Origin of the sequence: Pantoea sp. 18069, from assembly GCF_902706035.1 — a bacterium.
Classification (GTDB): Bacteria; Pseudomonadota; Gammaproteobacteria; order Burkholderiales; family Burkholderiaceae_C; genus Comamonas.
The window spans coordinates 1-19,331 of record NZ_CACSJA010000013.1 but is presented as its reverse complement, the minus strand read 5'-3'; the positions used below and the strand labels follow the sequence as shown (position 1 = coordinate 19,331).

At 66.4% G+C, this 19,331-nt stretch carries 21 protein-coding genes; 10 read left to right on the top strand and 11 right to left on the bottom strand.

The features are described 5' to 3' along the window. Positions 1 to 38: 38 nt before the first annotated feature. The 3 genes from GVL12_RS12110 to tsaE all read right to left on the bottom strand — a co-directional run bounded on the left by GVL12_RS12110 (position 39) and on the right by tsaE (position 2,409). Complete coding sequence (locus tag GVL12_RS12110) at positions 39 to 257, bottom strand: glycine zipper domain-containing protein (RefSeq protein ID WP_159914256.1); 219 nt, start codon at positions 255 to 257, stop codon at positions 39 to 41. Positions 258 to 421: 164 nt separating this feature from the next. Further along, on the bottom strand, positions 422 to 1,888 hold the full coding sequence (locus tag GVL12_RS12105; protein ID WP_159914253.1) for an N-acetylmuramoyl-L-alanine amidase: 1,467 nt from the start codon (positions 1,886 to 1,888) through the stop codon (positions 422 to 424). Then, positions 1,885 to 2,409 (bottom strand): tRNA (adenosine(37)-N6)-threonylcarbamoyltransferase complex ATPase subunit type 1 TsaE, encoded by a 525-nt coding sequence (gene tsaE / locus GVL12_RS12100; protein WP_159914251.1) that lies wholly within the window; start codon positions 2,407 to 2,409, stop codon positions 1,885 to 1,887. Before tsaE ends, GVL12_RS12105 begins: the two co-directional genes overlap by 4 nt. On the opposite strand from tsaE, the gene queG reads away from it, so the two are divergent. The 4 genes from queG to GVL12_RS12080 all read left to right on the top strand — a co-directional run bounded on the left by queG (position 2,392) and on the right by GVL12_RS12080 (position 6,734). Continuing rightward, on the top strand, positions 2,392 to 3,492 hold the full coding sequence (gene queG / locus GVL12_RS12095; protein WP_306770599.1) for a tRNA epoxyqueuosine(34) reductase QueG: 1,101 nt from the start codon (positions 2,392 to 2,394) through the stop codon (positions 3,490 to 3,492). The genes tsaE and queG overlap by 18 nt on opposite strands. A gap of 90 nt (positions 3,493 to 3,582) precedes the next feature. Beyond that, positions 3,583 to 4,548, top strand: a complete 966-nt coding sequence (locus GVL12_RS12090; RefSeq protein ID WP_159914238.1) for a tripartite tricarboxylate transporter substrate binding protein BugE — start codon at positions 3,583 to 3,585, stop codon at positions 4,546 to 4,548. Between the two features lie 119 nt (positions 4,549 to 4,667). Next, the gene (gene xerD / locus GVL12_RS12085) at positions 4,668 to 5,603 is read left to right on the top strand and encodes a site-specific tyrosine recombinase XerD (RefSeq protein WP_159914236.1); all 936 of its coding nucleotides are present in this window, start codon (positions 4,668 to 4,670) and stop codon (positions 5,601 to 5,603) included. A gap of 150 nt (positions 5,604 to 5,753) precedes the next feature. After that, positions 5,754 to 6,734 carry a tripartite tricarboxylate transporter substrate binding protein gene (locus tag GVL12_RS12080; protein ID WP_159914234.1) on the top strand — a complete coding sequence of 327 codons (981 nt, stop codon included), beginning with the start codon at positions 5,754 to 5,756 and terminating at the stop codon, positions 6,732 to 6,734. Between the two features lie 73 nt (positions 6,735 to 6,807). Here GVL12_RS12080 and GVL12_RS12075 read toward each other — a convergent pair whose 3' ends face one another. From GVL12_RS12075 to GVL12_RS12065, 3 genes are all read right to left on the bottom strand, one after another. Further along, complete coding sequence (locus GVL12_RS12075) at positions 6,808 to 8,085, bottom strand: EAL and HDOD domain-containing protein (protein WP_159914232.1); 1,278 nt, start codon at positions 8,083 to 8,085, stop codon at positions 6,808 to 6,810. Positions 8,086 to 8,148: 63 nt separating this feature from the next. Continuing rightward, complete coding sequence (locus GVL12_RS12070; protein ID WP_159914230.1) at positions 8,149 to 9,396, bottom strand: EAL and HDOD domain-containing protein; 1,248 nt, start codon at positions 9,394 to 9,396, stop codon at positions 8,149 to 8,151. A 95-nt stretch (positions 9,397 to 9,491) separates the two neighbouring features. Then, a complete protein-coding gene (locus GVL12_RS12065; protein WP_159914228.1) occupies positions 9,492 to 10,292 on the bottom strand; it encodes a ferritin-like domain-containing protein in 801 nt (266 codons plus the stop codon). A 43-nt stretch (positions 10,293 to 10,335) separates the two neighbouring features. Between GVL12_RS12065 and GVL12_RS12060 the strand changes: the two genes are divergently transcribed. Together GVL12_RS12060 and GVL12_RS12055 are read left to right on the top strand one after the other, a co-directional pair. Beyond that, positions 10,336 to 10,860 carry a gamma carbonic anhydrase family protein gene (locus GVL12_RS12060; RefSeq protein ID WP_159914226.1) on the top strand — a complete coding sequence of 175 codons (525 nt, stop codon included), beginning with the start codon at positions 10,336 to 10,338 and terminating at the stop codon, positions 10,858 to 10,860. Between the two features lie 29 nt (positions 10,861 to 10,889). Then, the gene (locus GVL12_RS12055) at positions 10,890 to 11,888 is read left to right on the top strand and encodes an Hsp33 family molecular chaperone HslO (protein WP_159914224.1); all 999 of its coding nucleotides are present in this window, start codon (positions 10,890 to 10,892) and stop codon (positions 11,886 to 11,888) included. A 73-nt stretch (positions 11,889 to 11,961) separates the two neighbouring features. Here GVL12_RS12055 and GVL12_RS12050 read toward each other — a convergent pair whose 3' ends face one another. From GVL12_RS12050 to GVL12_RS12030, 5 genes are all read right to left on the bottom strand, one after another. Beyond that, on the bottom strand, positions 11,962 to 12,444 hold the full coding sequence (locus tag GVL12_RS12050) for a hypothetical protein (RefSeq protein WP_159914222.1): 483 nt from the start codon (positions 12,442 to 12,444) through the stop codon (positions 11,962 to 11,964). Positions 12,445 to 12,447: 3 nt separating this feature from the next. After that, positions 12,448 to 12,726, bottom strand: a complete 279-nt coding sequence (locus GVL12_RS12045) for a septum formation initiator family protein (protein ID WP_159914220.1) — start codon at positions 12,724 to 12,726, stop codon at positions 12,448 to 12,450. Positions 12,727 to 12,819: 93 nt separating this feature from the next. Continuing rightward, positions 12,820 to 14,106: a phosphopyruvate hydratase gene (gene eno, locus GVL12_RS12040; protein WP_159914218.1), complete on the bottom strand. Its 1,287-nt coding sequence runs from the start codon at positions 14,104 to 14,106 to the stop codon at positions 12,820 to 12,822. Between the two features lie 129 nt (positions 14,107 to 14,235). Next, positions 14,236 to 15,093, bottom strand: a complete 858-nt coding sequence (kdsA, locus tag GVL12_RS12035; RefSeq protein WP_159914216.1) for a 3-deoxy-8-phosphooctulonate synthase — start codon at positions 15,091 to 15,093, stop codon at positions 14,236 to 14,238. A 23-nt stretch (positions 15,094 to 15,116) separates the two neighbouring features. Further along, the gene (locus GVL12_RS12030) at positions 15,117 to 16,781 is read right to left on the bottom strand and encodes a CTP synthase (RefSeq protein ID WP_159914214.1); all 1,665 of its coding nucleotides are present in this window, start codon (positions 16,779 to 16,781) and stop codon (positions 15,117 to 15,119) included. 123 nt (positions 16,782 to 16,904) lie between these two features. On the opposite strand from GVL12_RS12030, the gene coaBC reads away from it, so the two are divergent. The 4 genes from coaBC to GVL12_RS12010 all read left to right on the top strand — a co-directional run. After that, positions 16,905 to 18,161, top strand: coding sequence for a bifunctional phosphopantothenoylcysteine decarboxylase/phosphopantothenate--cysteine ligase CoaBC (gene coaBC / locus GVL12_RS12025; RefSeq protein ID WP_159914212.1), 1,257 nt, complete (start codon positions 16,905 to 16,907; stop codon positions 18,159 to 18,161). Continuing rightward, positions 18,158 to 18,601 (top strand): hypothetical protein, encoded by a 444-nt coding sequence (locus tag GVL12_RS12020; protein ID WP_159914210.1) that lies wholly within the window; start codon positions 18,158 to 18,160, stop codon positions 18,599 to 18,601. The genes coaBC and GVL12_RS12020 overlap by 4 nt, the downstream gene beginning before the upstream one ends. A 154-nt stretch (positions 18,602 to 18,755) precedes the next feature. Next, positions 18,756 to 19,205 (top strand): dUTP diphosphatase, encoded by a 450-nt coding sequence (dut, locus tag GVL12_RS12015; RefSeq protein WP_159914208.1) that lies wholly within the window; start codon positions 18,756 to 18,758, stop codon positions 19,203 to 19,205. 40 nt (positions 19,206 to 19,245) lie between these two features. Then, positions 19,246 to 19,331, top strand: an 86-nt coding sequence (locus tag GVL12_RS12010; protein ID WP_368855041.1) for a transposase, incomplete at its 3' end; no start/stop codon positions are given.

Here is a 19,331-nt window from a genome sequence, read left to right as displayed (position 1 = left end):
GCTTTCTTGCGTGCGCCGCGTTCAACGGCGCAGGGCGATCAGCGGCGCTGGTCGCTGCGCTTGCCGACTTCATTGCCGATCAGCGCACCGGCGGCCGCGCCGCCTACGGTGCCCAGGGTGCCGCCCAGAACGGCATCACCGACCACACCGCCAGCGACCGCGCCGACGCCCGTGCCCAGCTGAGCGTTGTTGGCGCAACCGCCAAGGGTCAATGCAGCGGCCGTGGCTGCTGCGAGGACAAGAGTGCGAGTATTCATGGTCAATCCTTTTCGTGCGGCAGGATGCCGGAAGAAGGCCCGTTAAAGGGCTTGACCCCAGCATGCCCCCAGGAAGCGGCACGCAGTGCGGGCGTTGTCCGGCAGTCGCTGTAGGACCAGAGGCCCCGGCAGGGGGCGGGCCGCGCCTGGCCTGGCCCCAGCGTTCAGACTGCCCGGCTGCGCGCCAGCGGCGGGTTCCTGGCGAAGTAACCGCGTATGCCGCGCATCAGCGCGTCGGCCAGCTGGTTCTGGTAGGCCGCGCTGCGCAGCTTGGCCTCTTCGGCGGGATTGCTGATGAAGGCGGTCTCGACCAGCACGCTGGGAATGTCGGGTGCCTTGAGCACCGCGAAACCGGCCTGTTCGACGCGCGGCTTGTGCAGCTTGGCAAAGCCGCCGATTTCGCCGAGCAGCGCGCTGCCGAGCTTGAGGCTGTCGTTGATCTGGGCGGTGGTGCTCATGTCGAGCAGCGCGCGCTGCAACTGCTTGTCCTGCGAGCCGACATTCACGCCGCCCACCAGATCGGCCTGGTTTTCCTTGTTCGCGAGCCAGCGCGCTGCCGTGCTCGATGCGCCGCTTTGGCTCAGCGCGAACACGCTGGCGCCGCTGGCCTGGGGCGTGGTGAAGGCATCGGCGTGGATGCTCACGAACAGGTCGGCCTGCACGCGGCGGGCTTTTTCGACGCGCGTGCCCAGGGGCACGAAATAGTCGCCATCGCGCGTGAGGTAGGCGCGCATCGGGCTGCCGTTGATTTCCGAGCCGTTGATGCGGTCGCGCAGCAGATGGGCGATCTTGAGCACCACGTCTTTTTCGCGCGTGCCAGCCGGGCCGATCGCGCCCGGGTCCTCGCCGCCGTGACCTGGGTCGAGCGCGACGATGATGATGCGGTCGGTCTGGCGCGCCGTTGCGACCGAGACGCGCGCGGGCGGCCTGGCCGGGGGGCGCGGCGGTGGCGGCGCCTGGGCGATCACCGTGGGCGGGGGCAGTGGCGCGGCCGCGGGCGGCGTGGCGCCGGGGAATGGGGCGTCGGCTGCGCCCTGGCTGTGCTTGGCGATCAGGTCACCGAGCAGATCGGGGGCCGGTGCTGGCGCCGGTGCCGGTGCCGGTGCCGGTGCCGGTGCCGGCGCGGCGGCCGTGGCCGTTCCCGGGCCCGCATCGCGCAGGCGCTCGGTGATCAGCGCCTCGAGCGGGTCCACGGCCTTTTCCGGGTAGAGATCGAACACCAGCCGGTGCTTGTAGGCCGCCACGGGCGCGAGCGTGAACACCTGGGGCACGGCCTTTTGCTTCAGGTCGATCACCAGCCGCACGACATTCGGTGAGTTCTGGCCGACGCGTATGGCCTCGATGTTCGGGTCATCGGAGCGCACCTTGGCGACGAGTTCGCGCAGCGCCGGATTCAGCTCTATGCCTTCGATGTCGACCGCCAGGCGCGGCGGCGAAGCGATGAAGAACTGCTTGGCGACCAGCGGCGTGTCGGATTCGAGCGTGACGCGCGAGTATTCGGGCGCAGGCCAGACACGCACGGCCAGGATGGTGGCGCCGCGGGCGATCTGCTGCTTCCCCAGCAGCAGGGCCAGCGTGCCGACCTGCAGCAAGCTGCGCCGGGAAGAGGAGGAAGGAAGAACGTCGTTCATTCGGGCCAGTGTGCAAGCAGCTCGCAGCCGGCAGGCGTGTGGGCCACCAGCGTCACGCTGCGCTGCGTTTCGTCGATTGCTTCAATATGGATAGCTATATCAGCAGGCGGCGTCAAGGCTGCTGCTTTTTCCGGCCATTCTGCCAGCTTGAGGCCGGGGCTGGCGAAAATGTCGCGAAAACCTGCGTCTTCCCATTCGCGCGGGTCTTCCAGGCGGTAGAAGTCGAAGTGCCAGATAGCCAGGCCCGGCACTTCATGCGGCTCGACCACGGCGTAGGTCGGGCTCTTGATGCGCCCATGCACCCCGAGCGCGCGCAGCAGGTGGCGCACCAGCGTGGTCTTGCCTGCACCCAGGTCACCGTGCAAGGTCAGGTAGGCGTTGTGCAGGCCGGGCCATTGCGCGAGTTGCGCGGCAAAGCGCGCCGTGTCGTCCTCGGCGTGCCACTGCAACTGGCGGGTCGCCGGCAGGTGGGGGTTTTCTCGGCTTCCTACAATCGCAGGGGTATGGTGTGCAGCAGTCAACTCTTTCCTTTGATGCAAGGCTGGGCCCGTGGGCTGGGATTTTCCCAAATCGGGGTCGCGGGCGTGGATTTGTCCTCATCCGAGTCTGGGTTGATCCAATGGTTGGCCCAAGGGTTCCATGGCGACATGCATTACATGCAGGCCCATGGCCTCAAGCGCGCGCGTCCGGCCGAACTCGTGCCCGGCACCGTGAGCGTGATCACGGTGCGCATGGACTATCTGCCGCGCGACACGCCCCAGGACTGGCAGGCGGTCGAATGGTCAAGGCTCGAGCGTCCGGGCGAAGCCATTCTCTCAGTCTATGCCCGTGGGCGTGATTATCACAAGGTGTTGCGCGCGCGGCTGCAAAAGCTCTGCGATCTGATCGCCGCCGAAGTCGGCCCGTTCGGCCACCGCGTGTTCACCGACTCGGCGCCCGTGCTCGAGGCCGAACTCGCGCGGCGCAGCGGCCAGGGCTGGCGCGGCAAGCACACGCTGGTGCTCAACCGCGAAGCCGGCTCGATGTTCTTTCTCGGCGAGATCTATGTCGATCTGGCGCTTGAGCCCACAGCGCCGGTCACCGCGCATTGCGGCAGTTGCCAGGCCTGCAGCGATGCCTGCCCCACGGGCGCGATCGTCGCGCCGCAGCGCGTCGATGCGCGCCGCTGCATCTCCTATCTGACGATAGAGCACGCGGGCGCGATTCCCGAGGAACTGCGCCCCGCCATGGGCAATCGCATCTATGGCTGCGACGACTGCCAGCTCGCCTGCCCCTGGAACAAGTTTGCCCAGCGCAGCAGCCTGCCCGATTTCGATGCGCGCGCCGGGCTGGTCGGCGCGCAACTGGTGCAGCTGTTCGCCTGGGACGAAGCGACTTTCCTGCGCAGCACCGAAGGCAGTCCGATCCGGCGCATCGGCCACCTGCGCTGGCTGCGCAATATTGCCGTGGCGCTGGGCAACGCCTGGCGCGAGACCGGCGACACCGCCGCGCAGCAGGCCTTGCTCGGCCGCAGCGAGCACCCCGACGCGCTGGTGCGCGAGCATGTGCAATGGGCGTTGGCGCAACGCGCGGCGCCCGAAGCAGCGGCTTTATCCCTAGGGTAAACACCCATAAATTAGTGCCTGCAGCCGCTTTGCCGAAGTGGGTCCAACGCTTAGCATTCCAGAGTCTAAAAACCCTAAAAGGTGACTTTTATGTCTCAACGCAATCGCTGGCTCGGCCTTACCCTGGCACTCGCGAGTTCGGTTGTCATGGCCCAGGCCTATCCAACGAAGCCCATCAAACTGCTGGTTCCCTTTGCCGCCGGCGGCACCACAGACATCATTGCGCGTGTGATTGCCGAGCCATTGGGCAAGGAATTGGGCCAGATCGTCGTGGTCGAAAACCGCGGCGGTGGCGGCGGTGCGATCGGTGCGCTCGAGACCGCGCGTCAGAAGCCCGATGGCTACAACCTCGGTATCGCGACGCTGTCGAGCATGGCCACCAACCCGGCCATCAACCCCAAGACGCCTTACGATCCCATCAAGGACTTCACGCCCATCATCAACATCGCGGCCACGCCCAATGTGATCGCGGTGAATCCGAAGTTCCCGGCAACGGACTACAAGACCTTCGAGGCCTACCTGAAGAAGAATCCAGGCAAGTACTCGTACGGTTCCTCGGGCACGGGCGGCGTGCAGCACATGCTGATGGAGCTGTACAAGAGCCTGACGCAGATCGACATGGTCCACGTGCCTTACCGCGGCGCGGGCCCGGCGCTCAATGACGCCGTTGCCGGCCAGATCCCCATGGTGCTCGACAACCTGCCTTCGGCACTGCCGTTCATCAAGGACAAGCGCCTGGTCGCGATCGCCGTGGCCGCTCCCCAGCGCCTGGCCGTGCTGCCCGACGTTCCGACGTTCAAGGAAGTCGGCCTCGAGCAGGTGAACCGCATGGCTTTCTACGGCATCCTGGGCCCCAAGGACATGCCCAAGGAACTGGTCGAAAAGATCAACGCCGCGACCCGCAAGGCGCTGCAGGATCCCGCAGTGCGCAAGCGCATCGAAGACACGGGCTCGCTCGTGGTCGCCAACTCGCCCGAAGAGTTCGCCGCCGAACTCAAGAACGAACTGGCCGTCTACAAGGACGTGGTCGTGAAGCAGAAGCTGACGCTGGACTAAGCGTCCACCGAGGCCTGTCGCGGTACGCGAAGGCCGTCGCCACATGAAAACCCGCAGCATCGGCCCCGAGCCGGCGCTGCGGGTTTTTGCATCGTGGCCATACGGTGTAGGCTTGGCCCATGCCGACCCCTTTGTCTTCTTCCGCTGCCACGCCCGCGCTGCCCCAGAGCCAGGCGGCCATCGACGCCTTTGTCGATGCGCTGTTCCTCGAGGACGGCCTGTCGCGCAACACGCTCGCCGCCTACCGGCGCGACCTCACGCTTTACGCGCAGTGGCTTGCGCAATTGCCTGAACCGCTGGCGCTCGACGCCACGCAGGAGCCGCAGCTGCAGGGGTATTTCGCGGCGCGCCTCGAGCACACCAAGGCGACCAGCGCCAACCGCCGGCTGACCGTGCTGCGGCGCTATTTCCACTGGGCGCTGCGCGAAAAGCGCGTGCCCGCCGATCCCACGGTGCGCCTGCTGGCCGCACGCCAGCCGCCGCGCCTGCCGCACACGCTGACCCAGGCCCAGGTCGAGACGCTGCTCAATGCGCCCGACGCGGCCACGCCGCTGGGCCTGCGCGACCGCAGCATGCTCGAGTTGATGTATGCCAGCGGCCTGCGCGTGAGCGAGCTCGTGGGCCTGCAAAATCACCAGGTCGATCTGCGCTCGGGCGTGGTGCGCGTCATGGGCAAGGGCCAGCGCGAGCGGCTGGTGCCGTTCGGCGACGAGGCCGCCTGGTGGCTGCAGCGCTACCTGCAGGAGGGGCGCCAGGCCATCCTGGGAGGGCAGCACAGCGATGACCTGTTCGTGACCCAGCGCGGCAGCGGCATGTCGCGCGTGATGTTCTGGCTGCTGGTGAAGAAGTACGCGCAGCAGGCGGGCATTACCGCGCCGCTGTCGCCGCACACGCTGCGCCATGCGTTCGCGACCCACCTGCTCAACCACGGCGCCGACCTGCGCGTGGTGCAGATGCTGCTGGGCCATGTCGATATCTCGACCACCACCATCTATACCCATGTCGCGCGCGAGAGGCTCAAGACGCTGCATGCCGAGCACCACCCGAGGGGCTAGGGTCTCAATGGATGGGTGCCTTTGCGGTTTTATGCGTGTCCATTAGCGTTGCTTACGTGGCCTAAGGCAAAATGCAGCCCTTGCGCCGCGACCGGCCCGGGCGTGCCGGGCCGCGCGTGTCTCCCCATGCATCTCAATTTCGGAGTGGTAATGACAAATTCTTTGCGTCGCAGCTGGCTTGCCGCCGGTGCGCTGGCCGTGTTGCCGATGGTGGCCTGGGCCCAGCCCCAGTCCTGGCCTGCGCGTCCGGTTCGCGTCGTGGTCTCGTATCCCGCGGGCGGCGTCAGCGACGTGGTCGCGCGCGCGCTCGGCGACAAGCTCACGGCGCAGCTGGGCCAGCCCATCGTGGTCGAGAACAAGGCCGGCGCCGGCGGTGCGATCGGCCTGGACCAGGTCGCCAAGGCCCAGCCTGACGGCTATACGCTGGGCTTCTCGGCGATCAGCCCGCTGGCGCTGAGCCCGCACCTGGGCAAGCTGCCCTTCGATCCGACCAAGGACCTGGTGCCCGTGGCCAGCGTGATGTATTCGCCGGTGCTGCTGCTCGCGACCAAACGCAGCACGGCCAAGGATTTCGGCCAGCTGATCGATCAGGCGAAGAAGGACCCGGGCAGCATACGCTGGGCCACGGCCGGCCTGGCGTCGCTGGGCCACATCATGCTCGAGCAGATCGCCTACTCGGCCAAGGCCGAGATCACCCACATCCCCTACAAGGGCGGTGGCCAGCAGCTCAATGACGGGCTGAGCGCGCAGTTCGAAGTGCTGTCGACGAATGCCGGACCCGCGGTGCTGCAGCACATCAGGGCCGGCGCATTCCACCCCCTGGCCGTGGGCGCGCCCAAGCGGCTCGCATCGCTGCCCAATGTGCCCACGCTCGCCGAGCTGGGCTACGCCTCGGCGAACCTGTCCTCGCTGTTCGGCGTTTTCGCGCCGGCCGGCACGCCTTCGGCCATCGTCGAGCGGCTCAACACCGAGATCAACAAGGCCCTGGCCAACCCCGAACTGCAGGCCAAGCTGGCCGCGACCGACAACGTCGCCACGGGCGGCAAGGCCGCCGACTTCGCGCGCCAGATCGCCGAAGAGTCGCAAGCCAATGCGCGCATCATCCGCGCGGCGAATATCAAGCTCGACTGAGTTTGCGCGCCTTGCGCAAAAAGCCGGCGGTCCTCACGGACAGCCGGCTTTTTTTCTGGCCGCGCAGGGGCCTCTATTCAGAATCCAGGTTTTCCGCCCAGGTCAGTGCCTGCAGATGCGCCCAGTTGACCTGGTGGTTGGTCAGGTGCAGGGCATTGGCATTGAGCGCGAAGGCCGCGTCGTCGCCGCTCTCGCAGGCCTTGGTCAGTTCGAGGAACGGGGCGAACACGCCCGTGCCGTGCAGCAGGGCGTCGATCACGGGCTGGGGCAGGGCCACCGATTCGAGCGCCTTGGCCAGCGGTACGCCGAGCATCACGTCGAGCAGCGAGAACACGCCGACCACAAACGCATTGTCGGATTCCTCGGGCGGCAGCAGCTCGGCCGTGAGCAGCTCCATCAGGCGCCCGCGGACCACGGCCGTCTGGCCCACGGCCGGCGGCGAGCCGCCGCTGCGCGAGGTGGTCATCAGCAGCGCGGCCCAGCGGAACAGCTTCTTGAGGCCCAGGATCATTACCGCGTGGCGAAACGAGGTGATTTCGCACGACAGCCCGAAGCCCGAGGAGTTGATGAAGCGCAGCAGGTTGAAGGACAGCGTCGGGTCCTTCTTCAGCAGGTCCTCGATCTCCGCCGTGCCGGCCTGCCTGCGCACCAGGTTGATGAGTTGCAGGATGGTGGCCTGCGAAGGCCGTATGGTCTGGGCGCGCACCAGGTCGGGCTTGGCGAACCAGTAGCCCTGGAAGTAGTTCACGCCGAGGTCGCGCATGTGCTCGAACTGCTCGGCGGTCTCGACTTTTTCGGCGACGATACGGGCGCTGGTATAGGTGCGCGCGAAGTTCACCAGCGATTGCGCATCCTTGAGCGCGAAGGACTGCAGGTCGAGCTTGATGAACGAGGCCATGGGCAGCCAGCTGGCATAGGCGCGGCGCAGCAGGTTCTGGTTGAACGCCAGGCGGAAACCGCGTTCGCGCAGGCCCTTGAAGACGTTGAGCCGGGCTTCGATCTCGGCCTGCGACGCGCCCTCTTCGAGCGTGGGCACTTCGAGCACCACCTTGTCGGGATGGATCAGTTCGAGGTGACCGCCGGCCAGGCTTTCCTGCGTGCAGTTGATGAACACCGTCTTCTGACCGACCAGGGCTTCGGCGCCTGCGTAGGACAGCGCATTGAACAGCAGTGCGGCGTCGCTCGCGGCAGTATGGGCGTCGTGGGCCGTGGAGCGGTCGAACAGTTCATAGCCGTAGACCTCGCGCTTTTCATTGACGATGGCTTGCCTCGCGATGATGGCCAGATTGTCATCATCGACACCTTGGGGCAAGGTGGGCGAGGCAAGGGCACCAGGGGGAATGGAACTCATCGTTGGATTATGAAGTGAACTTCGTTGGGCGGCGAGCGGGCAGGGGGTGGACGTGCAGGGATGTTACAGCGGATCGGTCAGATGGTCGGTCCAGGCCAGGGCCTGCAGGTGCGCACCATTGATTTGCGTGCTGTTCAGTGCCAGGCTGCGCGCGGCGCTGTCGAAAGCTGCGTCGTCGCTCGATTCGCAGGCTTTGGCCAGTGTCAGCAGCATGGCCAGCGGGCCTTCGCCGCGCAGCAGCGCGCTGGACACGGCTTCGGGCAGGTTGATCAGTGCCAGCGCCGGCGCGAGCTGCAACGGCAGCATGGCATCGAGCAGCGAGAACAGTCCGGTGACGAACGCCTGGTCGGCCTGCTCCGCGCCCATGCCCGCTTCGAGTGCGAGCAGTTCCATGAGCCGCCCGCGGACCACGGCCGTCTGGCATATGGCGGGCGGCGGGCCGCCATCGCGCGTGGCCGTGAACAGCAGCGCGGCCCAGCGAAACAGCTTGCGCAGGCCGAGAATCATCACCGCCTCGCGAAAGGAGTTGACTTCCCGGCGCAGGCCAAAGCCCGCCGAGTTGATCATGCGCATCAGGTTGAAGGCCAGCCCCGCGTCCTTCTTGAGCACTTCCTCTATGGCCTCTGTGCTGGCCTGCAGGCGCAGCAGGTTGATCAGTTCGATGATGTGGGCCTGCGCCGGGGGCAGCAACTGGGTGTGGACTTCCGAGGGGCGCGCGAACAGGTAGCCCTGGAACAGCTGCACGCCCTGGCGGCTCGCGGTCTCGTAGTGCTGCTGGGTTTCGACCTTCTCGGCAATCAGCTGGGCCTGGGTGTGGCGCCGCGCGTACTGGATCAGCACCGCGAGTTGGTCGAGCGGCAGCGCCGAGAGGTCGAGCTTGATGTAGTCGGCCAGCTGCAGCCAGGGCGCATAGATGGAGTCGAGCACGCTGTGGCTGAACGCCAGGCGAAAGCCCTGCGCGCGCAGCTGGGCGAGGATGGGCAGGCGCGCTGTCACCTCGTCGCTGGCCGCATGGCCCAGCGGCGGGATCTCGAGCACCATCTGCTCGGGATTGAGCAGGTCCAGGTGGCCGCCCGCGAGACTTTCGTGGGTGCAATTGACGAACAGCAGCTTGGTGCCCACGATGTCTTCGGTGCCCACATGCGACAGCGCGGTGAACACCAGCAGCACATCGGAGGCCGCGGTATGCAGGGAGGCGCCGCGCGAGCGGTTGAACAGCTCGTAGCCAACGACCTGGTTGAGGTGGTTGACGATGCACTGCCGGGCAATCAGGGGCGGGACGGAGGCGGGGACAGTGGTCGAAGAAATCATGGGTCGCAATCTAACAAGGCCGGTCAGGGCAGACGCCCTACCGCATCGATTGTAGGAACAAGTGCTGCGCCTGTGGGCTTTGGGGCGGGCGCAGCTCAGCTTTGCTCGAGCCAGCGCAGTTCGTTCTCGCTGAAGCCTGCCGCGCGCCGCGCCTGCGTATTGAACGGCGGGCGCAGGCGCGGCGCTTCGTAGCGGCGCATCAGGTCGATGAAATGCGCTTCGGGGTCTAGCCCGCCGCGCTCGCAAAGCCAGCGATACCAGTGGTTGCCGATTGCCACATGGCCGACTTCCTCGCGCAGGATCACGTCGAGGATCTCGACCGCGGCCAGCGCGTCGGCCGTGCCCACCTGGCGCAGCTTGGCCTGGATCTGGGGTGTCGCGTCGAGCCCGCGCGCTTCCATGGTGCGCGGCACCAGTGCCATGCGCGCGACGATGTCGTCCTTGGTCTTCTCGCACATCGTCCACTGGCCCTGGTGGGCGGGAAAGTCGCCGTAGTCATGGCCCTGGCCGCGCAGGTGCGCGCGCAACAGGTTGAAATGCTTGGCCTCCTCGGCCGCAACCTGCAGCCAGTCGCGGTAGAAGGCTTGGGGCATGTGGGGAAAACGCCAGATCGCGTCCAGCGCGAGGTTGATGGCGTTGTACTCGATGTGGGCAATCGCGTGGATCAGCACCGCGCGGCCATGCGGCGTGGCCGGCGAGCGCCGCGCCATTTCGGTGTGCACGCGCAGCTCGGGCCGTTCGGGGTGGCCGGGCAGCGTGGTGCCGGGCGCGGGCGCAAGTTCGACGGCAGGATCTATTGAAAAATCCTGCTGCGCATGCATATGCAGCGTCTGGCGGGCTTTGCGCTCGGGGTCGGCAAGGCATAAGGCCTCAAGGGCGTGGTGACGTAACTCCATCCCTACAATTCTAGGTTTTACATAACAAGCGGAGACAAACCCGATGGCGATTTATGAACTCGATGGCCGTGCGCCACAGATGGCCGCATCGGCCTGGGTGGCCGACAGCGCCCAGGTGATCGGTGATGTGGTGCTGGGTGAGGACGTGAGCATCTGGTTTGGCAGCGTGCTGCGCGGCGATACGGCGACGCTGCAGATCGGTGCGGGCAGCAATATCCAGGACGCCAGCGTGCTGCATGCCGACCCGGGCAAGCCGCTGGTCGTGGGCGAGCGCGTGACCGTGGGCCACCAGGTCATGCTCCATGGCTGCACCATAGGCGACGAGTCGTTGATCGGCATAGGGGCGGTGATTCTCAATGGCGCGAAGATCGGCAGGAACTGCCTGGTCGGCGCCGGCGCGCTGGTGACCGAAGGCAAGGAATTTCCCGACGGCTCGATGATCATCGGCAGCCCCGCCAAGGCGGTGCGCGACCTGACCCCCGAGCAGATCGAAGGGCTGCGCAAGAGCGCGCAGCATTACATTGACAACGCGCGCCGCTACAAGAGCGGCTTGCGCAAGCTCGGCTGAAAACCGGGCATTTTTCCAGGAACTCCTGCGTGTCTGAACTCCATAAATTCCTTTTCGATGGCCTGCCGGTGCGCGGAATGATCGTGCGCCTGACCGATGCCTGGACCGAAATCCTCGCGCGCCGCGCGGGCAACAGCGATACCGGCGCCTATGCGCCGCCGGTGCAGGCCCTGCTCGGCGAGATGGCGGCCGCAGGCGTGCTGATGCAGTCGAACATCAAGTTCAATGGGGCGCTGGTCATGCAGGTGTTCGGCGACGGCCCGGTCAAGCTGGCCGTGACCGAAGTCCAGCCCGACCTGAGCGTGCGCGCCACCGCCACGGTGCGCAGCGACCATCCGGTCGCCGACAACGCCCATCTTGCCGAGCTGCTCAATGTCGCGGGGGGCGCACGCTGCGCGATCACGCTGGATCCCAAGGATCGCCAGCCCGGCCAGCAGCCCTACCAGGGCGTGGTGCCGCTGGAAGACGCCAAGGGCCGGCGCTTCGAGCAGCTGTCCCAGGCCCTGCAGTTCTACATGCTGCAGTCGGAGCAGCTCGACACGGTGCTGGTGCTGGCCGCGAACGACCAGGTGGCCGCGGGCCTGCTGGTGCAGCGCATGCCCGTCAAGGGCGAAGCGAACCTCGCCGCCGCGACCGAAAGCGCGCATTCGGGCCTGGACCAGAACGGCCTGAACGAAGAGTACAACCGCATCGCCACGCTGGCTTCGAGCCTCACGCGCGAAGAGTTGCTCACGCTGGACGTCGACACCATCTTGCGCCGGCTGTTCTGGGAAGAGAAGCTGGTGCGCTTCGCGCCCCAGGAAGGCGAGAGCGCGCCGCGCTTTGCCTGCAACTGCAGCCGCGAGCGCGTCGCCGGCATGCTGCGCACGCTGGGCCCCGATGAGATCGAGAGCATCGTGCAGGAACGCGGCCAGATCGAAGTCGGCTGCGAGTATTGCGGCCAGCAATACCGCTTCGACCCGATAGACGCCGCGACCCTGTTCACCGGCCCCGAAAAGCAGCCGCCGAGTTCGGAAGCGGTGCAGTAAGCCGCTTCAAATAGCGCGGCCCGGGTTTGTCGTTCGGCAGGCTCAGGGTGAACGCGGTGGGCGCGCCCGGCTGTCAGCGGTTCAACGCGCTGAACAAGCGCCGTTCACACTCCGGATCGCTGCATTGCTCGCACATGGGCCGCAAGCGCTGGCTGGCCTCGCCGGGCCGGTGGCGCGCCGTGGCCTCGCAGGGGGCGACAGCGTCCAGGGCCTGCAGGGCCTGCGACAGACGCTGCTGGGGCGTCGTGCCATAGACTACGCGGAACACCAGGCCGGCGCGCGCGAGCTGCGCGCGCAGCGCCGCGTCTTCGCGCTGCTGGCGCGCCTGCTCAAGGGGCGGGCAGTCGAGATCAAGCCCGCACAGCAGCCAGCATTGCAGTGGCTGCAAGGGAAGGTCGGGAGCGTGTTCGCCCAGCCAGGCAGGGCTGGCGTTGAGCACAGTGCAGTGCGGCAAGGCCTGGGCCAGGTCGGCGCACAGCGCGTCGGCGCCGCTATGGCAGGCTCCTAGCACCTGCACCAGACAGCCGGCAGGCGCGGCGGCAATCAACTCGGACACAGGTCAGCGGTGCGTGACCTGCACGAAGATTTCGTTGGGCTTGAGCATGCCCAGTTCGCTGCGGGCCTTGGCTTCGACCATTTCAAGACCGTTCTTGAGGTCGCTGACTTCGACCGACAGCCGCTCGTTTTCATTGCGCACCAATGCATTGGCGGCATTCTGGTCGGCAATCTGCTGGTGCAGCTCCTGCACATAGGCCACGCTGCCCTGGCCCAGCCACAGCTGCGCATGCACGGCGGCAAGAAGCACCAGCAAAATCAGCGGGACGATGCGATGGACCATGGGGGTATTGTCGATGGCGTGGCGAGGCAAAGCAGGTCGGTGAAGAGGCGGGCCTCTTCACCGCGGGCTGCGCGCCGGCGCAGCCTGCTTGTCTCAGCGCAGGTTGTAGAACGCAGCGCGGCCCGGGTAGACGGCGATTTCGCCCAGGTCTTCTTCGATGCGCAGCAGCTGGTTGTACTTGGCCATGCGGTCCGAGCGCGACAGCGAGCCGGTCTTGATCTGGCCGGCGTTGGTGCCCACGGCGATGTCGGCGATGGTCGAGTCCTCGGTCTCGCCCGAACGGTGCGAGATCACGGCCGTGTAGCCGGCGCGCTTGGCCATTTCGATGGCGGCGAAGGTTTCGGTCAGCGTGCCGATCTGGTTGATCTTGATCAGGATGGAATTGGCAATCTTCTTGTCAATGCCTTCCTTGAGGATCTTGGTGTTGGTGACGAACAGGTCGTCGCCCACCAGCTGGACCTTGGCGGCCAGGCGGTCGGTCAGGATCTTCCAGCCATCCCAGTCGCCTTCGGCCATGCCGTCTTCGATGGAGATGATGGGGTACTTGTCGCACCAGCCGGCCAGCATGTCGGTCCACTGCGTGGCCGTGAGCGTCATGTTGCCTTCACCGGCCAGCACGTACATGCCGTCCTTGTAGAACTCGCTGGCGGCGCAGTCCAGGCCCAGGGCGATCTGTTCGCCGGCCTTGTAGCCCGCGGCTTCGATCGCGTCGAGGATCAGCTGGATCGCGGCTTCGTGGTTTTCCACGGAAGGCGCGAAACCGCCTTCGTCGCCCACGGCCGTGCTCATGCCCTTGTCGTGGATGATCTTCTTGAGGGCGTGGAACACTTCGGCGCCCCAGCGCACGGCTTCGCGGAAGGTCGGCGCGCCCACGGGAATGATCATCAGCTCTTGCAGGTCGAGCGAATTGTTGGCGTGCGCGCCACCGTTGATGACGTTCATCATCGGCACGGGCAGCTGCATGCCGCCCATGCCGCCGAGGTAGCGGTACAGCGGCAGGCCGGCTTCTTCGGCCGCGGCACGGGCCACGGCCATCGACACGGCGAGCATGGCGTTGGCGCCCAGGCGGCCCTTGTTGTCGGTGCCGTCGAGGTCGATCAAGGTCTTGTCGAGGAAGGCCTGTTCCGAAGCGTCGAGGCCCAGCACGGCTTCCGAGATTTCGGTGTTGATGTGTTCCACGGCCTTGAGCACGCCCTTGCCCAGGTAGCGGCTCTTGTCGCCGTCGCGCAGCTCGATGGCTTCGCGCGAACCGGTGGATGCGCCCGACGGCACGGCCGCACGGCCCATGACGCCCGATTCCAGCAGCACGTCGCATTCGACGGTGGGGTTGCCGCGGCTGTCCAGCACTTCGCGGCCAACGATATCAACAATCGCACTCATGATTTTCCTTTGAAGGTTTTTGAATCAGATCATCCAGCCGGGAAGCGGGGCAGGGCCCGGCGCTTCGGCCATCGCACCTGCCGGCGTTGGCCGGCGGGTGCTGGAGTTGCAGGGCACAAAGCCGGTGCTTCAGGCGCCAAACTGGTTTTCGAGAAAGCCGTTGCGCTTGGTCACGTCGTCGAGCGCGACCAGCGTTTCGAGCAGCGCGCGCATGTGCTTGAGCGGCACGGCGTTCGGGCCGTCGGACAGCGCGTTGCAGGGATCGGGGTGGGTTTCCATGAACAGGCCGGAAATGCCCACGGCCACGGCCGCGCGCGACAGCACGGGCACCATCTCGCGCATGCCGCCGCTGGTCTCGCCATTGCCGCCGGGCAGCTGCACGCTGTGCGTCGCGTCGAACACCACGGGGGCGTTGGTCTCGCGCATGATGGCCAGCGAACGCATGTCGCTGACCAGGTTGTTGTAGCCGAAGCTCGCGCCGCGCTCGCAGGCGGTGAACGAGTCTTCGGGCAGGCCCGCTTCCAGGGCCGCGGCACGCGCCTTGGCGATGACATGCTTCATGTCATGCGGGGCCAGGAACTGGCCCTTCTTGATGTTCGCCGGCTTGCCCGACTGGGCGACAGCGCGGATGAAATCCGTCTGGCGGCACAGGAAGGCCGGCGTCTGCAGCATGTCGACGATGCTCGCCACATAGGGCACTTCTTCGACGGTGTGCACATCGGTCAGGATGGGAACGTTGAGTTCCTTCCTGACCTTGGCCAGGATCTCCAGGCCTTTTTCCATGCCCGGGCCGCGAAAGCTCGCGCCCGAGGAACGGTTGGCCTTGTCGAAGCTGCTCTTGAAGATGAAGTTGATGCCCAGGCTCGCCGTGATTTCCTTGAGCTGGCCGGCCACGTCCATCTGCAGCTGCTCGGACTCGACCACGCAAGGGCCGGCAATGAGGAAAAAGCGCTGGTCCAGACCGATGTCAAAGCCGCAGAGTTTCATGGGGGTTTCCTTTTGATGGGCTATCAGGCCTTGGCGGCGCTGCGCTGCTTCTGGTGCGCGAGTGCGGCCTTGATGAAGGCGTTGAACAGCGGGTGGCCATTCCAGGGCGTCGACTTGAACTCGGGGTGGAACTGCACGCCGATGTACCAGGGGTGGACGTCGCTGGGCAGCTCGACGATCTCGGTCAGGTTCTCGCGCTGGGTCAGCGCCGAGATCACCAGGCCGGCGTCGCGCAGCTTGTCCAGGTAGTTCACGTTGGCTTCGTAGCGGTGGCGATGGCGCTCGGTCACGACCGGGCCGTAGATGCTGTGGGCCAGCGTATCGGGCTGCACGTCGGAGCTTTGCGCGCCCAGGCGCATGGTGCCGCCGAGGTCCGAATTCTCGTCGCGCTTCTTGATCGTGCCGTCCTCGTCCTTCCACTCGTTGATCAGCGCGATCACGGGGTGGGGGGTCGTGGGATCGAACTCGGTCGAGTTGGCCTTGTCGAGGCCGGCGACATGGCGCGCGTACTCGATGGTCGCCACCTGCATGCCCAGGCAGATGCCCAGGTAAGGCACCTTGTTCTCGCGCGCGAAGCGGGCGGTGCAGATCTTGCCTTCGACGCCGCGCGAGCCGAAGCCGCCGGGCACCAGGATGGCGTCGTACTGCGCGAGCTTCTCGGGCGCATGCGCGGCTTCTATGGTCTCGGAGTCGAGGTGGTCGATCTTCACGCGCACATGGTTGCGCATGCCGGCGTGGCGCAGGGCTTCGTTGACCGATTTGTAGCTGTCCGACAGGTCGACATACTTGCCGACCATGGCGATACGGACTTCGCCCTGGGGATGCTCGGTCTCGTGCACCAGTTCGTCCCAGCGCTTGAGGCTGGTGGGCGGGGTGTTCAGGCGCAGCTTGTCGCAGACCAGGCCGTCGAGGCCCTGCTCGTGCAGCATGCGCGGCACCTTGTAGATGGTGTCCACGTCCCACATCGAGATCACGCCCCATTCGGGCACGTTGGTGAACAGCGAAATCTTTTCGCGCTCTTCGGCGGGCACGGGATGCAGCGCGCGGCACAGCAGCGCGTCGGGCTGGATGCCGATCTCGCGCAGCTTTTGCACCGTGTGCTGGGTGGGCTTGGTCTTGAGCTCGCCGGCCGTGGCGATCCAGGGCAGGTAGGTCAGATGTACGAAGGCCGAATTGTTCGGGCCCAGCTTGAGGCTCAGCTGGCGCACGGCTTCGAGGAAGGGCAGGGACTCGATGTCGCCCACGGTGCCGCCGATTTCGCAGATCGCCACATCGACAGCGTCGCTCGTGCCTATGCCGGCGCCGCGCTTGATGTAGTCCTGGATTTCGTTGGTCACGTGCGGGATGACCTGCACGGTCTTGCCGAGGTAGTCGCCGCGGCGTTCCTTCTCGAGCACGCTCTGGTAGATGCGGCCGGTGGTGAAGTTGTTGGACTGCTTCATGCGCGTTTCGATGAAACGCTCGTAATGACCCAGGTCCAGATCGGTTTCGGCGCCGTCGTCCGTCACGAACACTTCACCATGCTGGAACGGCGACATGGTGCCCGGATCCACGTTGATGTAGGGATCGAGCTTGATCAGAGTGACTTTGAGGCCGCGCGATTCGAGGATCGCAGCAAGGGAGGCGGAGGCGATTCCCTTGCCCAGGGAAGACACCACACCGCCGGTGACGAAGACAAATTTGGTCATGTCTTTATAGGTGTTGGTAAAGAAGGATTATAGATGCGTGCCCATTTCACGCGTCCGAGTGGGCAGCGATATACCCTGTCAAACAGGCGTCCATCGACTTGCCTTGTCTGCTAAATTCGACACATGAAAGAGTTCGCTGGTAAACATCTGGTTCTGGGCCTCAGTGGAGGCGTTGCTTGTTACAAGTCGGCGGAGCTGTGCCGGCTGCTGATCAAGGCCGGGGCGACCGTGCAGGTCGTCATGACCGAGGCGGCCGAGCAGTTCATCACGCCCGTGACCATGCAGGCGCTCTCTGGCCGCACGGTCTATGGCTCGCAGTGGGACGCACGCGAGCCCAATCGCATGCCGCACATCAACCTGAGCCGCGAAGCCGATGCCGTGCTGATCGCGCCGTGCAGCGCCGATTTCGCCGCGCGCCTGGCCCAGGGCCGGTCCGACGAGCTGCTGAGCCTGCTGTGCCTGGCGCGGCCTGCCGAGCGCGTGCCGCTGCTGCTCGCGCCCGCGATGAACCGCGAAATGTGGGTCCACCCCGCGACCCAGCGCAATTTCGCCCAGGTCGCGCGCGATGGCGCCACGGTGCTGGGCGTGGGCACGGGCGAGCAGGCCTGCGGCGAGACCGGCGACGGCCGCATGCTCGAGCCCGCCGAACTGATGCAAGAGCTCAGCGCCTTCTTCACGCCGCAGAAACTCATGGGCCAGCACCTGCTGGTTACGGCCGGCCCCACTTTCGAAGCCATCGATCCGGTGCGCGGCATCACCAACCGCTCCAGCGGCAAGATGGGTTTTGCGATTGCGCGTGCGGCGCGCGAGGCCGGCGCCGAAGTCACGCTGGTGGCCGGGCCCGTGCACCTGCCCACGCCGCGCGGCGTGCGGCGCATCAATGTGGAGTCGGCCGAGCAGATGGGCATGGCGGTGGATCAGGCGGTAGCTGCCGCCACGGTGTTCATCGCCACCGCAGCCGTGGCCGACTGGCGCCCGGCGCTGGCTTCGCAGCAGAAGATCAAGAAGGACGGCTCGGGCGAAGTGCCGGCGCTGGCCTTCGTCGAGAACCCCGACATCCTGGCGCGCGTTGCCCAGTCGCCGCGCGCGCGCGCCGGCCAGCTGTACTGCGTCGGCTTCGCCGCCGAAAGCCATGACCTGCTGGCCCATGCCACGGCCAAGCGGCTGCGCAAGCAGGTGCCGCTGCTGGTCGGCAATATCGGCCCCGCGACCTTTGGGCAGGACGACAATGCGCTGCTGCTGATCGACGCCGACGGTCACCGCGAACTCCCGCATGCGTCCAAGCGCGTGCTGGCCCAGCAACTCGTTGCCGAGATCGCGCAGCGCCTGGCCGGCGCGCCGGCCACGCTGCGCCCCGGCGCGCAACAGGTGCTCACATGAACCCATGGACCAACAATCTGCCGCCGTTCAAGGGCCGCAAGAGCACGCCGCTGGGGCGGGGCGCCACGGTGAATCTGGCGAGCTCCGACTACAGCGGCCCGGCCGATGGCGACTTCGTGCGCTATGTCGACCAGCTGCTGTCGAACGCCGACGACCAGCGCCGCGCGCAGGCGCGCGCACCCGCTGCGGCGCACGACGCACGCGCCGCATCCCGCCAGCCCGCCGAAAGCCGGGAGCGCACGCGCGCCCAGGCGCAAGAGGCGGTCAGCAAGCCCGTGCTCAAGGCCGGGTTCAAGCTGGTGCCGTTCGTGCTGTGGCTGCTCGTGGTCACGGCCATGTTCTTCTGGCAAGGTGCGGCGATCTGGCTTGTCGGCCTGCTGGTGGTCGGCGGCGTGGTGTTCAACGCCGTGCGCAAGGGGCTGGTCGGCAAGAAACGCTGACGCCGGGCCCGCGCGCTGCCCGCAATTTCGGCGATGATGGCGGCCAGCACCCGCTGGGTGCCGCTTGCGGCGCCCAGGTATTTTCTTTTTTGACACAGGCCCTGACCGGCCCGGCGCGCGCGCCCATGCGCGCCTGGGTCGTGGGCAACCTCCCATGAACGTTGACCTCAAGATTCTCGACGCGCGCCTGCGCGACAACCTGCCCGCCTACGCCACGCCCGGCAGCGCCGGCCTGGACCTGCGCGCCTGCCTCGACGCGCCGCTGACGCTCGCCCCCGGTGAATGGCAGCTCGTGCCCACGGGCATGGCGATCTACCTCAAGGACCCGGGCTACGCGGCCATGATCCTGCCGCGCTCGGGCCTGGGCCACAAGCACGGCATCGTGCTCGGCAATCTGGTCGGCCTGATCGACAGCGACTACCAGGGCCAGCTGATGGTCAGCGCCTGGAACCGCTCGCCCACGGCGTTCACCCTCCAGCCCATGGACCGCCTGGCCCAACTGGTGATCGTTCCCGTGGTGCAGCCCAGCTTCCGCCTGGTCGACGAATTCGAGGCCGTCTCGGAGCGCGGCGAAGGCGGCTACGGCTCTACGGGCAAGGCCTGAGAACGTGTTCAAAGTCTCTGAGGTATGAGAAGCTCAGGGGGTGAGAAAAAGCTATCCAAGTGACATCAGTCGCGAACAATTCGAGATCATCAAGCCGCTGCTGGAAAGCGCGCGAAAGAAGACCAG

Bases quoted from the DNA above. Each gene is read 5' to 3' on its own strand.
- GVL12_RS12110 (WP_159914256.1), bottom strand. From the start codon at position 257: ATGAATACTCGCACTCTTGTCCTCGCAGCAGCCACGGCCGCTGCATTG.
- GVL12_RS12105 (WP_159914253.1), bottom strand. From the start codon at position 1,888: ATGAACGACGTTCTTCCTTCCTCCTCTTCCCGGCGCAGCTTGCTGCAG.
- queG (WP_306770599.1), top strand. From the start codon at position 2,392: ATGGTGTGCAGCAGTCAACTCTTTCCTTTGATGCAAGGCTGGGCCCGT.
- GVL12_RS12090 (WP_159914238.1), top strand. From the start codon at position 3,583: ATGTCTCAACGCAATCGCTGGCTCGGCCTTACCCTGGCACTCGCGAGT.
- xerD (WP_159914236.1), top strand. From the start codon at position 4,668: ATGCCGACCCCTTTGTCTTCTTCCGCTGCCACGCCCGCGCTGCCCCAG.
- GVL12_RS12080 (WP_159914234.1), top strand. From the start codon at position 5,754: ATGACAAATTCTTTGCGTCGCAGCTGGCTTGCCGCCGGTGCGCTGGCC.
- GVL12_RS12075 (WP_159914232.1), bottom strand. From the start codon at position 8,085: ATGAGTTCCATTCCCCCTGGTGCCCTTGCCTCGCCCACCTTGCCCCAA.
- GVL12_RS12070 (WP_159914230.1), bottom strand. From the start codon at position 9,396: ATGATTTCTTCGACCACTGTCCCCGCCTCCGTCCCGCCCCTGATTGCC.
- GVL12_RS12065 (WP_159914228.1), bottom strand. From the start codon at position 10,292: ATGGAGTTACGTCACCACGCCCTTGAGGCCTTATGCCTTGCCGACCCC.
- GVL12_RS12060 (WP_159914226.1), top strand. From the start codon at position 10,336: ATGGCGATTTATGAACTCGATGGCCGTGCGCCACAGATGGCCGCATCG.
- GVL12_RS12045 (WP_159914220.1), bottom strand. From the start codon at position 12,726: ATGGTCCATCGCATCGTCCCGCTGATTTTGCTGGTGCTTCTTGCCGCC.
- eno (WP_159914218.1), bottom strand. From the start codon at position 14,106: ATGAGTGCGATTGTTGATATCGTTGGCCGCGAAGTGCTGGACAGCCGC.
- kdsA (WP_159914216.1), bottom strand. From the start codon at position 15,093: ATGAAACTCTGCGGCTTTGACATCGGTCTGGACCAGCGCTTTTTCCTC.
- GVL12_RS12030 (WP_159914214.1), bottom strand. From the start codon at position 16,781: ATGACCAAATTTGTCTTCGTCACCGGCGGTGTGGTGTCTTCCCTGGGC.
- coaBC (WP_159914212.1), top strand. From the start codon at position 16,905: ATGAAAGAGTTCGCTGGTAAACATCTGGTTCTGGGCCTCAGTGGAGGC.
- GVL12_RS12020 (WP_159914210.1), top strand. From the start codon at position 18,158: ATGAACCCATGGACCAACAATCTGCCGCCGTTCAAGGGCCGCAAGAGC.
- dut (WP_159914208.1), top strand. From the start codon at position 18,756: ATGAACGTTGACCTCAAGATTCTCGACGCGCGCCTGCGCGACAACCTG.